Source organism: Kitasatospora sp. NPDC001547, from assembly GCF_042894165.1.
Taxonomy (GTDB): domain Bacteria; phylum Actinomycetota; class Actinomycetes; order Streptomycetales; family Streptomycetaceae; genus Kitasatospora.
In genome coordinates, this window is record NZ_JBIAVL010000002.1 from 203,477 (window position 1) to 217,025 (window position 13,549).

The following is a 13,549-nucleotide window of genomic DNA, read 5'->3' on the forward strand; positions in this document are numbered from 1 at the left end:
AGAAGTACCTGGCAACAGGCTGGCCGCTGCCGCATGCTGGGGAGCATGAGCCTCGCCACACCCTCCGCGCAAGCCCGTCCGGCCGCCGCCGCGCGAGCCGCCGCGCAAGCCCGTCCGGTCGCCACCGCCGCCGCGCAGCACCGGACCACCCCCGGCGAAGCCCGCCGCCACGAGCTGGCCGCGTTCCTGCGCAGCCGCCGCGAGCGGCTGGCGCCCGAGCAGGTGGGCCTGCCGATGACCGGCCGCCGCCGGACGCCGGGGCTGCGCCGGGAGGAGGTCGCGCAGCTCGCCGCGGTCGGGGTGACCTGGTACACGTGGCTGGAGCAGGGGCGGGACATCCAGGTGTCCACCCAGGTGCTGGACTCGGTGGCCCGGGCGCTGCTGCTGGACCCGAGCGAGCGCGCCCACCTGTTCACCCTGGCCGGCGCGGACGACCCGGCGCCGGTGAGGGAGTGCCCCTCGGTGACCCCGAGCGTGCGGCTGCTGCTGGAGCAACTGGCGCCCTACCCGGCCGTGGTGGTCAACTCCCGCTACGACGTGCTGGCGCACAACGCCCAGTACACCGCGATCGTCGGCGACCTCGGTGCCCTGGCGCCCGAGGACCGGAACCTGATGTGGATGGCGTTCACGCCCTCGCAGTTCCGCGAGGTGCTGGTCGACTACCGCACCGAACGCCTGGGCATGGTGGCCCGGTTCCGCTCGGCGATGGCCGAGCACAGTTCGGAGCCGGCCTGGAAGGCGCTGCTGGCCCGGGTGCTCAAGGCCTCACCGGACTTCGCCGAGCTCTGGCAGCGGCACGACGTGATGCGGCCGGGCAACGGCATCAAGCGCTTCCAGGTGCCGGGCGTCGGGCTGTTGCGCTGCGAGTACACCAACTTCTGGCTGGGCCCGCAGCGGGGGACCCGGATGATCACGTACACCCCGTTGGACGACGAGACCCGCGCGCTGATGGACGCGCTGCCCATCCGGTAGCAGCCGTCCGGTAGCGGCCAACCCGGTACCGGCCACCCGGTTCTAACTCGCCAGGCCCGAGCCCAACCGACCCGGGCCCGACCGGCCCCAGGCCCGCGCCGCCGCGTCCCGCCCGAGCCAGAGGCACACCACGGCGAGCGGCAGTTCGATGCAGCCGGCCATCACCAGGGCGGCGAGCACGGCGTGGTCCGGACCGGCGCAGGCGATGTCGGCCAGCGCGTCCCCGGTGAGCAGCAGGGCCACCGCCGCGCCCGCCCACAGCGCGGCGGGGCTGCGCCGGCGCAGCAGCGCGTCCAGCGAGATCAGGGCGGCGAACTCGGTGAGGTCCAGCACGACCCACGGGGTCTCGTGGCAGACGGCGAGGACCGCCAGCCAGGGCAGCAGCGCGACCGCGGCCATGACCGGGACCTGGGCGAAGCGCGCGGGCAGGACGTACGAGGCCGCGGAGCGGTCGGAGCGGGCGGCGAGGACGGCGGTGGTCACGCCGCACCCCGGTCCCGGTTTCGGTGCCGGTCCCGCACCCGCTCCAGCGGCAGCCGCTCGGCCGTCCCGCCCGCCGGGTGTTCGACCCGTACCGCGTCGAAGGGCCCCTCGGCCCAGGCGACCCAGAACCGCCCGGCCACTGTGGCCACTTCGGCCGTCGACCGCACCCGGCGGAACGGCCGCCGCCCGCTGAACACCACCGCGGGCGCGGCGCCGTCGGCCGCGAGCCGGCCCCAGGCGAGCACGTGCCGGTTCCGCCCGGTGGACGGGCAGTACCGGGCCCCGCGCAGCAGGTGCGGGGTGAGCCGGGCGGCGACCAGGACGTCGGTCAACTCCCCGTACTGGTACAGCTCCAGCGCGGCCCGGCCGCGACCGGGCCCGACGCCGCGGACCGACCAGGGCCCGCCCCCCGTCGGCAACGCCCCCTCAGGCAGCTCCCTCTCAGTCGACGCCCCGTCCGGCAGCGCCCCACGGGACAGCAGCCCCCCGTCGGACAGCGGCGCCCCACGGGACAGCAGCCCCCCGTCGGACAGCGGCGCCCCGGGGGACAGCAGCCCCCCGTCGGACAGCCGCCCCCCGGGCAGCGCCCTCGTCGGCGCCGGCGTCCCGGAAGCACTCCCCGGACCGGGCCGCCCGTGCGGCGGAGTGGCGGAGTGCGATGCAGTGCTCGTCATGCCCTCAAGCCTTCCGCCGGGACCCCCGTCCTGTCGGTGGTGCCCCACACCGAATCGGGGGTGTACCTAGCTACACCCCCACCCGGAACCCCCCTTCATGGCGGCCCGTGATCACCGGGCCCTACGCTGTCGGGCATGCCCTCCACCACGCTGCGCCGAGCGCTCGTCAGGAGCCTTCGGCGCCCACCGTGGTCGCCCGAGGTCTGGCGGGACGTCCGCTTCACAGCCGCCGGAATACCCATGGCGGCGCCGGTCTGGCTGGCCGTCACCGACTCGAGAACGCTCTTCCCCGTGCTCGCCGCCGTCCTGCTCTGCACCCGCGCGCTGACCGGCGTCCAGCGCGGTCGGCTGCGGGCCCTGCGCGGGGTGGAGGTGCCGCCGCTGCGGCCGCCGACCGGACTCCGGCGCCTCCTGCTCGGACTGACCTGGCGTCAGGTCCTCCACCACCTGGTGGTCGGCCCGCTGCTGGCGGTGGCCGCGCTGGGGGTGCTGTACGCCTGGGCGACCGCCCTTGTGCTGGCCACCGTGTACGGCTGGATCTGGCTGCTGCCCGCCGGCACCGCGCTGCGCTCCGGCCTGGCCGGGGAGGACGTCCTGCTCACCGTCGGCGGGGTGCTGCTGCTGGCTGTCCTTCCGCTGCCGGGGACGCAGCTGGCCCGGCTGGAGGCGTGGGCGGCCCGCCGGCTGCTCGGCCCGGACCGGGCGGAGGCGCTGGAACGGCGGGTCGAGGAGATCGCCGAGAGCCGGGCCGGGCTGGTCGACGCGGTGGACGCCGAACGCCGCCGGATCGAGCGCGACCTGCACGACGGCGCCCAGCAGCGGCTCACCTCCCTCGCGATGAACCTGGGCCTGGCCCGGCGCACCCTCAAGGACGTGCCGCCCGAGGTGATGCAGGTGATCGTCGACGCGCACGAGGAGGCCCAGGCGGCCATCGACGAGCTGCGCGACCTGGTCCGCGGGCTGCACCCCGCCGTCCTGGAGGACCGCGGCCTGGACGCGGCGCTGTCCGGCATCGCGGCCCGGGCCCCGCTGCCGGTGCGCCTGGACGTCGACCTCTCCGAGCAGATCGCCCCGACCGTCGAGGCGGTCGCCTACTTCACCGTCTCCGAGGCGCTCACCAACGTGGCCAGGCACGCCAGGGCCAACCGGGTCGACCTCTCCGTGCGGACGGCCGGCGGCCGGCTGCGCCTGGTCATCAGCGACGACGGCGTGGGCGGCGCGGACCCGTCCCGCGGCACCGGGCTCACCGGCCTGCGCAAGCGCGCCGCCTCGGTCGACGGCACGCTGTCCGTTCTCAGCCCCCTCGGGGGCCCCACCACCATCACCGTGGAGTTGCCGTGCGCGCTGTGATCGCCGAGGACTCGGTCCTGCTGAGGGTCGGTCTGGTCAAGGTCCTGGAGGCGGTGGGCTTCGAGGTGGTGGCCGCCGTCGGGGACGCCACCGAACTGCTGGCCGCCGTCGAGGAGCACCGTCCGAAGGTGGTGGTCGCCGACGTCCGGATGCCGCCGGGCTTCCACGACGAGGGGGTGAAGGCGGCGATGGTGATCCGCCGGCAGTGGCCGGACACCGCCGTCCTGCTGCTCTCCCAGTTCGTGGAGGAGCGCTACGCCGCGGACCTGCTGGCGACCAACACCAGCGGCGTCGGCTACCTGCTCAAGCAGCGGGTGGCCAACGTCGACGACTTCGTGGACGCGCTCCAGCGGGTCGCCGAGGGCGGCACCGCGCTGGACCCGGAGGTGGTCGCCCAGCTGCTGGTGCGCCGCCACCGGGACCCGCTGGAGAAGCTGACCCCGCGCGAGCGCGACGTGCTCGCCCTGATGGCGGAGGGCCGTTCCAACGCCGCGATCGCCGGCTCGCTGGTGGTCAGCGACAGCGCGGTGGCCAAGCACATCAACTCGATCTTCACCAAGCTGCACCTGCCGCAGGCCGAGGACAGCCACCGCCGGGTGATGGCGGTGCTGCGCTTCCTGGAGGTCGGGTAGCCGTGAAGGGGACGAAGGGCTGGCGGGTCACCGGGACGGTCGTGATCGTCCTGGTCATGATCGGCGCCGGACTGCAGACCTGGTCGATGGCGGTGCAGCAGCGCACCAGCACCAGCCGGCCGTACGACGTGGCGATCCACCGGGTCCACCTGGAGACCGGCAGCGCCTCGGTTCGGGTGCGGGCCGGCCGGGACGGCCACGTGGTGGTCCGCCAGAGCCTGGACTGGCTGGTGCGCAAGCCGGTGGTGTCCGCCGTCGTCGTCGACGGGGTGCTCGACGTCTCCATGCGCTGCCGCCTGATCCTGCCCTTCACGGGCGCCGGCTGCGGGGCCGAGATCGAGCTGGAGGTGCCGGCCGCGACCGAGGTGTCCGGTTCGGTGGGCTCCGGCTCCGTCCAGGTGGAGGGCCTGAGCGGGGCCGTGCGGATGGAGCTGACCTCCGGCCGGCTGCTGCTGTCCGACACTTCGGGGGACGTGACCGTGCAGGCCACCTCCGGGCTGGTGCAGGGCACCGACCTCGGCTCCCGGCGGGTGACGGCGCGGGTGGGCTCGGGCTCGGTGACGCTGGGCTTCGCCGGGGTCCCGCGCGCGGTGGACGCCACGGCCACCTCCGGCTCGGTGGAGATGACCGTGCCGAAGGACAGCCGGTACGCCTTCTCCAGCGAGGTGGGCAGCGGCCACGGCCGGATCGACCCGGTGCTGGCGGACTCCGCCAGCCCGAACCGGGTGCACGCCGCGGTCACCTCCGGTTCGATCTCGATCAACCCGTCGAAGACCGCGGCGGCGGCGGAACCGGCGGAACCGTCGATGTCGCCGGAGCCGTCGGTGTCGCCGCAGCCGGCGCTCCCGTCGTCGCCGTCGTCCCTCCCCGAGGCGCCGTCGCCGTCGCCGTGACGGGGGCGCCCCGGAGCGGGCGGAGGCCGCTCACCCGGGTAGGGGACAATGGAGAGTCCCATCCCCACCACCCGAGGTCAGCCGCGCATGACAGCCACGCCCGCACCCACCGCGTCCGACGCCGAGTTCGCGCCGCTGGACATCGGCCCGATCCAGGTGTGGCCGCCCGTCGTGCTGGCTCCGATGGCCGGCATCACCAACGCGCCGTTCCGCACCCTGTGCCGCGAGCAGAGCGGCGGCCGGGGCCTGTACGTCTCGGAGATGATCACCACCCGGGCGCTGGTCGAGCGCAACGCCAAGACCATGCAGCTGATCAAGTTCGACCCGAGCGAGAAGCCCCGCTCGATCCAGCTGTACGGGGTGGACCCGGTGACCGTCGGCAAGGCCGCCCGGATGATCTCCGAGGAGGGCCTGGCCGACCACATCGACCTCAACTTCGGCTGCCCCGTCCCCAAGGTCACCCGCAAGGGCGGCGGCTCGGCGCTGCCGTACAAGCGCAACCTGCTGCGCGAGATCCTGCGCGAGGCCGTCGCCAACGCGGGCGACCTGCCGGTGACCATGAAGATGCGCAAGGGCATCGACGACGACCACCTGACCTACCTGGACGCCGGCCGGATCGGCGCCGAGGAGGGCGTGGCCGCGATCGCCCTGCACGGGCGCACCGCCGCCCAGCACTACGGCGGGACGGCCGATTGGTCGGCGATCGCCCGGCTGCGCGAGTCCGTCCCGGCGCACATCCCGGTGCTGGGCAACGGGGACATCTGGTCGGCCGACGACGCGGTGCGGATGATGCGCGAGACCGGCTGCGACGGCGTGGTGGTGGGCCGCGGCTGCCTGGGCCGGCCGTGGCTGTTCCGGGACCTGGTCGCGATCTTCGAGGGCGAGGTGGACTACGCCCGCCCCGACTTCGGCTACGTGGCCGAGGCGATGGTGCGGCACGCGCAGCTGCTCGGCGAGTGGCTGGGCGACGAGGCCCGCGGCGTGGTCGACTTCCGCAAGCACGTCGCCTGGTACACCAAGGGCTTCTCGGTCGGTTCCGAGCTGCGGGTGCGGCTCGCCAACTCCTCCTCGCTGGCCGAACTGGCCGAAACCCTCTCCCAGGTGGAGCAGTCCCAGGGCTGGCCGACCGGTGCGGACGGCCCGCGCGGGCGCACCAGCGGCAACAACCGGGTGGTCCTGCCTGAGGGCTGGTTGGACGATCCGTATGACTGCGCCCGCCCGGGCGCGGACGCCGAATCGGACACCTCTGGCGGATGATCTGTACGGACCGGCGAAAACACCCGTTCCGGGGTGATTGCCACTAGGTCCCAGCCCTCTTGTCCATCCTGGACAAGAGGGCTCCTTTTCGTCGTCCGGACGTCACGGAGCGGGCATCTTTCTGGACGCAGTGCGACGATCGGCGGAGGCGCTCTACGCCCGACCCGTGAGATGCGCTGGTGACGCTTGCCACATAGGCTGAGGACTGACGGCCGGTCAGTGGACGAAATGGACAGGTCGACTGTGAATCGCTTCCCGAAGCCGGTCGGCCGGTGATCGGGCGATCCGGGTGCAGGAAATCAAGCCGGGGCAACGCCACCGACGCGCGGTCGTTACCCTGCGTCCGGATCGTGTGATCTTCGGGTTTGCTTGTCTTCAAGACTTGAACACTGCCTAGCGTCAGGCGGACGATTTCACCAACAGAGGTGAACGCCTTTATGCGCTTTCGATCTAGCGGGTTACCGCTTGGTACCGGCCTCGGGTGGCCTATTCAGGGCAGAGAAGCGCCTTCGAAATGGGTATGTTCTCCGGCGTCAGGGCAACCGCGTACGAGGAGACCGACCCGTGCCGTCCCAGCAGAAGTTTGTTTACTCCTTCACCGAAGGAAACAAGGACCTCAAGGATCTTCTTGGCGGCAAGGGCGCGAACCTGGCCGAGATGACCAACCTGGGCCTCCCCGTCCCTCCGGGGTTCACCATCACCACCGAGGCCTGCAAGGTCTTCCTGGAGACCGGTAGCGAGCCCACCTCCCTCCACGAGGAGATCAGCGCCCACCTGGACGCCCTCGAGCAGGAGATGGGCAAGAAGCTCGGGCAGGCCGACAACCCGCTCCTGGTCTCGGTGCGCTCCGGTGCGAAGTTCTCCATGCCCGGCATGATGGACACCGTCCTCAACATCGGCCTCTCCGACGCCTCGGTGGCCGGCCTGGTCGCCCAGTCCGGCAACGAGCGCTTCGCCTGGGACTCCTACCGCCGCCTGGTCCAGATGTTCGGCAAGACCGTGCTGGGCGTCGACGGCGAGCTGTTCGAGGAGGCCCTGGACGAGGCCAAGCACGCCAAGGGCACCGTCAACGACCTGGACCTGGACGCCGCCGACCTCCGGGACCTGGTCGAGGTCTTCAAGGGCATCGTCGAGCGCGAGACCGGCCGGGCCTTCCCGCAGGACCCGCGCGAGCAGATGGACCTGGCGATCCACGCCGTCTTCCACTCCTGGAACGGCGACCGCGCCCGGCTGTACCGCCGCCAGGAGCGCATCCCGAACGACCTGGGCACCGCGGTCAACGTCTGCACCATGGTCTTCGGCAACCTCGGCGAGGACTCCGGCACCGGTGTCGCCTTCACCCGCGACCCCTCCACCGGCGCCCAGGGCGTCTACGGCGACTACCTGTCCAACGCCCAGGGCGAGGACGTCGTCGCCGGCATCCGCAACACCCTGCAGCTGTCCGAGCTGGAGAAGCTCGACAAGAAGTCGTACGACGAGCTGATGGCGATCATGCAGACGCTCGAGAACCACTACCGCGACCTCTGCGACATCGAGTTCACCATCGAGCGCGGCAAGCTCTGGATGCTGCAGACCCGCGTCGGCAAGCGCACCGCCGCGGCCGCCTTCCGGATCGCCGTCCAGCTGGTCGACCAGGGCCTGATCGACCTGGACGAGGCCCTGATGCGGGTCACCGGCGGCCAGCTCTCGCAGCTGATGTTCCCCCGCTTCGCCCCGAACGCCGAGTCGCAGCAGATCGCCTGGGGCCTGGCCGCCTCGCCGGGCGCCGCGATCGGCAAGGTCGTCTTCGACTCGTACACCGCCGTCAAGTGGTCCCGCTCCGGCGAGAAGGTCATCCTGGTCCGCCGCGAGACCAACCCGGACGACCTGGACGGCATGATCGCCGCCGAGGGCATCCTGACCTCGCGCGGCGGCAAGACCTCGCACGCGGCCGTGGTCGCCCGCGGCATGGGCAAGACCTGTGTCTGCGGCGCCGAGGAGCTGGAGGTCGACACCAAGGCCCGCAAGTTCACCACCGCCGACGGCCAGGTGATCCACGAGGGCGACGTCGTCTCGATCGACGGCGCCACCGGCAAGGTCTACCTCGGCGAGGTGCCCGTCCTGCCGTCCCCCGTGGTCGAGTACTTCGAGGGCACCCTGCACGCCGGCGCCGACGTCCAGGGCGGGCTGGTCCAGGCCGTGCACCGGCTGATGTCGCACGCCGACGGCCGCCGTCGGCTGGCCGTGCGGGCCAACGCCGACAACGCCGAGGACGGCTCGCGCGCCCGCCGCTACGGCGCCCAGGGCATCGGCCTGTGCCGCACCGAGCACATGTTCCTCGGCGAGGAGCGCCGCAAGGAGGTCGAGCACCTGATCCTGGCGGACAACGACAAGGACCGCGAGCTCGCCCTCTCCACCCTGCTGCCGATGCAGAAGGGCGACTTCCTGGAGCTGTTCCAGGCGATGGACGGCCTGCCGGTCACCGTCCGTCTGCTCGACCCGCCGCTGCACGAGTTCCTGCCGGACATCACCGAGCTGTCGGTGCGCGTCGCCCTCGCCGAGGCCCGCAAGGACCCGAACGAGAACGACCTGCGGCTGCTCCAGGCGGTGCACAAGCTGCACGAGCAGAACCCGATGCTCGGCCTGCGCGGCGTCCGCCTCGGCCTGGTCATCCCCGGCCTGTTCGGCATGCAGGTCCGGGCCATCGCCGAGGCCGCCGCCGAGCGCAAGCTGGCCGGCGGGGACCCGCGCCCCGAGGTGATGATCCCGCTGGTCGGCACCGTCCAGGAGCTGGAGCTGGTCCGCGACGAGTGCGAGCGGGTGCTCGCCGAGGTCGCCAAGTCCACCGGCGTGACACTGGACATCAAGCTCGGCACCATGATCGAGCTGCCGCGCGCCGCGGTGACCGCCGGGCAGATCGCCGAGGCCGCCGAGTTCTTCTCCTTCGGCACCAACGACCTGACCCAGACGGTCTGGGGCTTCTCCCGGGACGACGTGGAGGCCTCGTTCTTCACCGCCTACCTGGAGAAGGGCATCTTCGGGGTCTCCCCGTTCGAGACCATCGACCGCGACGGCGTCGGCTCGCTGGTCAGGCACGCCGTCGAGGCCGGCCGGGCCACCCGCCCCGACCTCAAGCTCGGCGTCTGCGGCGAGCACGGCGGCGACCCGGACTCGGTCCACTTCTTCCACGAGGTGGGGCTGGACTACGTCTCCTGCTCCCCCTTCCGGATCCCGGTGGCGCGCCTGGAGGCAGGCCGCGCCGCCATCGAGTCGGCGGGCAGCGACTCGCGCTGAGGAGGGTAGGCATCCCCTCCGCACGCGCGGGTACGACTGACCGCTCCCCCTCCCGTCGGGAGGGCGTACACCGGAGCTCGGCGCAGGAGAACCGGCGTACGTGACACGGCCGGGCGGGAACGGACAACGGCGTCCGTTCCCGCCCGGCCGTACGTCTGCCCGCGGACGGGGCGCGGAGCGCGTCCGGCCCGGGTGTGGCGGCGGCCACGCGGGTGGCTCGCCCGGCGCGGACCGGCCGCCTGCCAAGCTGGACCGCATGACCAACCGCAAGAACCCGCTCGTCGTCGTGGCCGTGCTGCTCCTGGCGGTCCTGGCCGGGATCGGGTACCTCCTCACGGACCGGGGCAGCGGCCACCCCGGGGCCGGCGCGAGCCCCACCGCGGCCGCCACCGCCGGACCGTCGACGGCCGGGTCCGCGGCGGCCAAGCCCTCGGCCCCCAAGCCGAGCCCGCCCGCCGGGGGCGCCGCCACCTCCGCCCCGGCCGCCGGCTGGGTCCCGACCGACCCGGCCATGGCCGACGTCTGCCGCACCAAGCTGCCCAGCCAGGCCGTGGACACCCTCACGCTGATCGCCAAGGGCGGGCCCTACCCGTACAGCCGCGACGGCGTCGTCTTCGAGAACCGGGAGAACCGCCTCCCCAGGAAGGCCGGCGGCTACTACCACGAGTACACCGTGGTCACCCCGGGCTCCAACGACCGCGGCACCCGCCGGGTGGTGACCGGCGGCTCCGGCGAGCAGTACTGGTCCGCCGACCACTACGCCACCTTCCAGGAGATCGACTCCCGCTGCTGAGCGGGCCGCGGCAGGCCGCCCCGGCCCGGGCGTGCGACGGCCCCTCACCGCGCCCGCCGCCAGGTGATCCGGGGGTGCGGCTCGTGCGGACCGGTGGTGACCAGGGCGGTCAGCTCGTGGAGCACCGGGGCCGGGTCGCGGCGCAGCTGGGCCGGGGTGGTGCGGACCACCGGCAGGCCGGCGGCGGTCAGGCGGTTGGCGCGGACCATGCCCCGTTCGTGCTCGGCCGGGCGCAGGTGCCAGGCGCGGGAGTCGATCTCCAGGGCGACGCAGGCGTGCGGCCAGTAGGCGTCCGGGACGGCGAGGAAGCGGCCGTCCAGGAAGAGCACCGGGTTCCACAGCGGCTCCGGCAGCCCCGCGTGCGCCAGCAGCTCACGGGCCTCGCCCTCCACCACCGACCGCACCCCGACCGTCAGGTCCTCCACCACCCCGGCCACCTGGGGCAGCCCGAGCGCACCCGGGCGGGACAGCAACTGGTCGAGCAGTTCGCCGAGTTCGCAGTGCCGCCGCTGCACGGCCTCCGCGCACAGCGCCCGGAACCGGCGCTGCCCCGTCTCCTTCGGCGCGAGGTCCGCCAGCGCCCGGGCGACGGTGGTGCTCCACAGCCCGTCGTCCCGCTCGAAGCCGCCCGGCATCGCCCCCGAGGCCCGGTGGATCCGGACGAACTCCCGGTCGCCGACCCGCCGTTGAGCGGGGATCAGGACATCGACCGAGCTCAGGTCGGACGGGTGCCCGGCGCTCGGCAGCCCGGCCTCGGCCAGCACCGCGAAGCCGGTCAGCAGCACCTCCCCGGCCCGCGCGTCGCAACCCTTCGGCGTCGCGTACGCCAGGGCGGCCCGCATCTTCTGGTGGATCGTCAGCCGGCCGCTCTGGAGGCAGATCACCCGGGGCAGCACCTGCTGCCAGGGGCCGCCCGGGCGCAGCCGGTGGGCGATGGTGCCGGAGGGCACCCCGAGCCGGCGCAGCTGCGCCCGGGTGGCGATGTGCTGCTGGTCGGCGCCGAGCAGGGCGACCGGGTCGAGGTGATTCGCGCGGGTCATGCCCCGGGGCCTGCCCGCCGGGATCGGAGGTATGCGAAACGTCCCCCGTCGGTGGGGGTGGCGGTCGCGGGTGTTGACGGATCGGCGGGGGAGCCGTTGAGCTGGGGGCCATATGACCATTCCATTCACCCACGCCGGTCCCGCGCTGGACGCGCTCCTCGGCCTCTCCGTCGGCGACGCCCTCGGGGCCCAGTTCTTCGTCCCGGAGACCGCCCGGGCCCACCTCGCCGCCCGCACCGAACCGCTCAGCCCCTGGCCCTGGACCGACGACACCGAGATGGCCTGCTCGGTGTACGCCGCCCACACCGAGCGCGGCGCGATCGACACCTTCGACCTCACCCACGCCTTCGCCCGCCGCCACGACTTCGACCGCGGCTACGGCCCGGCCGCCAACCGGCTGCTGCGGCTGGTCCGGGAGGGCGGCGACGCGAGCCGGCTGGCCGCCGAACTCTTCGACGGCCAGGGCTCGTACGGCAACGGCGCCGCGATGCGGGTCGCCCCGCTCGGCGCCGCGCACGCCGAGGACCCGAAGGCGGTGGTGCGCCCCGCCGCCGACACCGCCCTGATCACCCACACCCACCCGTAGGCCGTGGACGGCGCGATCGCGGTCGCGGTGGCGGCCGCGTACGCCGCGCGGACCCGCAGCCGGCCGCCGACGCCGGAGCGCTTCCTGGAGTCGGTGGCCGACCTCACCCCGAACGGGCCGGTCAAGGACGGCCTCGAGGAGGCCCGGGCACTGCTCGGCCGGTCGGACGTCCGGTTCGTCGCGGGGGTGCTCGGCAACGGCAGCCGGACGTCCGCGGCCGACACCGTCCCGTACGCGCTGTGGTGCGCCGCCCGGAACCTGGCCGACTACCGCGCCGCCGTGTGGGACGCGATCGCGGCCGGCGGCGACGTGGACACCGTCGCCGCGATCACCGGCGGGGTGGTCGCCGCGCACACCGGCACCGGCGGCATCCCGCGGGCCTGGCTGGCCGCCTGCGAGCCGCTGCCCGCCTGGGCGTTCCCTGAGCCGGGCGGCGTCCGCGCGGCCGGCGAACCGCACCTGCTGCCGATGAGCCTGCCCCGCCCGTGCCCGGTGCCGGACCGGATCTGGTCCGACCACGACTGGGAGCGGATCAGGCGCGGCCTGCGGCCCCGGGCGGTGGAGGAGCGCTGGGTCTCCGTCACCTCCGAGGGCACGCTGCACCTGTACCGCGGGGTGGGCGGCCGGGAGGTCTACCGGGTCCGGGTCGCCCCGGTGCCGGGCGGCGGCTGGCGGCCGGTGTCGGCGCTGGTCGAGGCGGACCCGGCGTACCACCGGGCGTGGGACGACCCCGACGCCCTGCCGCTCGTCCTGTCACTGGCGATCGTCGGCTACGACCCGCCGGGGACCGGCTTCAGACCGTGATCATCAGCTGCCCGGCGCCGCTGCCGCCCGGTCTAAGGCACTCCTGGTTGATCGCCGGATCCGGGGCGCTCGGCGAGGTCGCGGCGGCGATCCGCAGCTCGATGATGTCCCGGACGGCCGGCCACTCGTCGTCGAGGATCGAGTAGAAGGCGGTGGAGCGCACCACCCCGTCCAGCCCGCGCGAGTGCGCCCGGCGGACGCCCTCGGAGGTCGCTCCGAGCCGCTCGATGGCGGCGCGCGAGCGCAGGTTGCGGGCGTCCGCGCGCAGCGAGATCCGCTGCACGCCCCAGGTCTCGAAGGCGTGGCGGAGCATCAGCAGCTTGGCCTCGGTGTTGATGCCGGTGCCCTGGGCGCGCGGCGAGAGCCAGGTGTTGCCGATCTCGGCCGCGTCCGGGACGGCCGTGGCCGGATCGCCGAACGGGACCCCGGGCGCGGGCGGCCACACCAGCGGGCCCTGCCAGTAGTCGAGTTCCAGGAACCGGGTGGAGCCGACCACCCGGCCGTCGGCGGCGTTCACCGTCGCGAACGGCAGCGAACGGCCCGCGGCCTGGTCGGCGAGCGCCCGGGCGACGTAGTCGCGGGCGGCCTCCAGGCCGTGCGGGACGGGGGTGAAGGCGTAGGTCGTACGGTCCTCGGCGCCGGCCTCGGCGATGGCCTCGGCATGGTGCGCGGCGAGGGGCTCCAGCCGCACGGTGCGGCCGGTGAGGATGACAGGTACGGGCACGGAACCTTCGGTCCTTCATCGGTCGGAGGGAGCCTCCCACGCCGGGGTGCGGCACGGGGTGCGCTGGT

General features: G+C 73.7%; 11 protein-coding genes and 1 pseudogene. 8 read left to right on the forward strand and 4 right to left on the reverse strand.

Translation table 11 applies throughout. From position 1 onward, the window contains the following. Positions 1–45: 45 nt before the first annotated feature. A complete protein-coding gene (locus ACFY0X_RS03640; RefSeq protein WP_387748371.1) occupies positions 46–972 on the forward strand; it encodes a helix-turn-helix transcriptional regulator in 927 nt (308 codons plus the stop codon). Positions 973–1,014: 42 nt separating this feature from the next. Here the strand turns inward: ACFY0X_RS03640 and ACFY0X_RS03645 are convergent, their stop codons facing one another. Both ACFY0X_RS03645 and ACFY0X_RS03650 read right to left on the reverse strand, forming a co-directional pair. Beyond that, on the reverse strand, positions 1,015–1,455 hold the full coding sequence (locus ACFY0X_RS03645) for a hypothetical protein (RefSeq protein WP_387748373.1): 441 nt from the start codon (positions 1,453–1,455) through the stop codon (positions 1,015–1,017). Continuing rightward, positions 1,452–1,874 (reverse strand): hypothetical protein, encoded by a 423-nt coding sequence (locus tag ACFY0X_RS03650; RefSeq protein ID WP_387748375.1) that lies wholly within the window; start codon positions 1,872–1,874, stop codon positions 1,452–1,454. The genes ACFY0X_RS03645 and ACFY0X_RS03650 overlap by 4 nt, the downstream gene beginning before the upstream one ends. 390 nt (positions 1,875–2,264) lie before the next feature. Here ACFY0X_RS03650 and ACFY0X_RS03655 point away from each other — a divergent pair, with 390 nt between their 5' ends. The 6 genes from ACFY0X_RS03655 (at position 2,265) to ACFY0X_RS03680 (ending at position 10,327) form a co-directional block, all read left to right on the forward strand. Next, positions 2,265–3,479 carry a histidine kinase gene (locus ACFY0X_RS03655; protein ID WP_387748377.1) on the forward strand — a complete coding sequence of 405 codons (1,215 nt, stop codon included), beginning with the start codon at positions 2,265–2,267 and terminating at the stop codon, positions 3,477–3,479. Then, positions 3,467–4,111, forward strand: coding sequence for a response regulator (locus ACFY0X_RS03660; protein ID WP_387748379.1), 645 nt, complete (start codon positions 3,467–3,469; stop codon positions 4,109–4,111). The genes ACFY0X_RS03655 and ACFY0X_RS03660 overlap by 13 nt, the downstream gene beginning before the upstream one ends. A gap of 2 nt (positions 4,112–4,113) precedes the next feature. Continuing rightward, positions 4,114–5,004 (forward strand): hypothetical protein, encoded by an 891-nt coding sequence (locus ACFY0X_RS03665; RefSeq protein ID WP_387748381.1) that lies wholly within the window; start codon positions 4,114–4,116, stop codon positions 5,002–5,004. An 87-nt stretch (positions 5,005–5,091) separates the two neighbouring features. Continuing rightward, complete coding sequence (gene dusB, locus ACFY0X_RS03670; protein WP_387748383.1) at positions 5,092–6,261, forward strand: tRNA dihydrouridine synthase DusB; 1,170 nt, start codon at positions 5,092–5,094, stop codon at positions 6,259–6,261. A 564-nt stretch (positions 6,262–6,825) separates the two neighbouring features. After that, positions 6,826–9,534: a pyruvate, phosphate dikinase gene (ppdK, locus tag ACFY0X_RS03675; protein ID WP_387748385.1), complete on the forward strand. Its 2,709-nt coding sequence runs from the start codon at positions 6,826–6,828 to the stop codon at positions 9,532–9,534. Positions 9,535–9,790: 256 nt separating this feature from the next. Then, a complete protein-coding gene (locus ACFY0X_RS03680; RefSeq protein ID WP_387748387.1) occupies positions 9,791–10,327 on the forward strand; it encodes a ribonuclease in 537 nt (178 codons plus the stop codon). 44 nt (positions 10,328–10,371) lie between these two features. Here ACFY0X_RS03680 and ACFY0X_RS03685 read toward each other — a convergent pair whose 3' ends face one another. Continuing rightward, complete coding sequence (locus tag ACFY0X_RS03685; RefSeq protein WP_387748389.1) at positions 10,372–11,367, reverse strand: hypothetical protein; 996 nt, start codon at positions 11,365–11,367, stop codon at positions 10,372–10,374. A 112-nt stretch (positions 11,368–11,479) separates the two neighbouring features. Here ACFY0X_RS03685 and ACFY0X_RS03690 point away from each other — a divergent pair. Then, positions 11,480–12,376: pseudogene (locus ACFY0X_RS03690) on the forward strand (ADP-ribosylglycohydrolase family protein); the annotation flags it as partial. Positions 12,377–12,746: 370 nt separating this feature from the next. Here ACFY0X_RS03690 and ACFY0X_RS03695 read toward each other — a convergent pair. Continuing rightward, positions 12,747–13,481 carry a GNAT family N-acetyltransferase gene (locus ACFY0X_RS03695; RefSeq protein WP_387748391.1) on the reverse strand — a complete coding sequence of 245 codons (735 nt, stop codon included), beginning with the start codon at positions 13,479–13,481 and terminating at the stop codon, positions 12,747–12,749. Between the last annotated feature and the right edge of the window lie 68 nt (positions 13,482–13,549).

Coding starts and splice junctions, on each gene's coding strand:
- ACFY0X_RS03640 (WP_387748371.1), top strand. CDS start 46: ATGAGCCTCGCCACACCCTCCGCGCAAGCCCGTCCGGCCGCCGCCGCG.
- ACFY0X_RS03685 (WP_387748389.1), bottom strand. CDS start 11,367: ATGACCCGCGCGAATCACCTCGACCCGGTCGCCCTGCTCGGCGCCGAC.
- dusB (WP_387748383.1), top strand. CDS start 5,092: ATGACAGCCACGCCCGCACCCACCGCGTCCGACGCCGAGTTCGCGCCG.
- ACFY0X_RS03655 (WP_387748377.1), top strand. CDS start 2,265: ATGCCCTCCACCACGCTGCGCCGAGCGCTCGTCAGGAGCCTTCGGCGC.
- ACFY0X_RS03680 (WP_387748387.1), top strand. CDS start 9,791: ATGACCAACCGCAAGAACCCGCTCGTCGTCGTGGCCGTGCTGCTCCTG.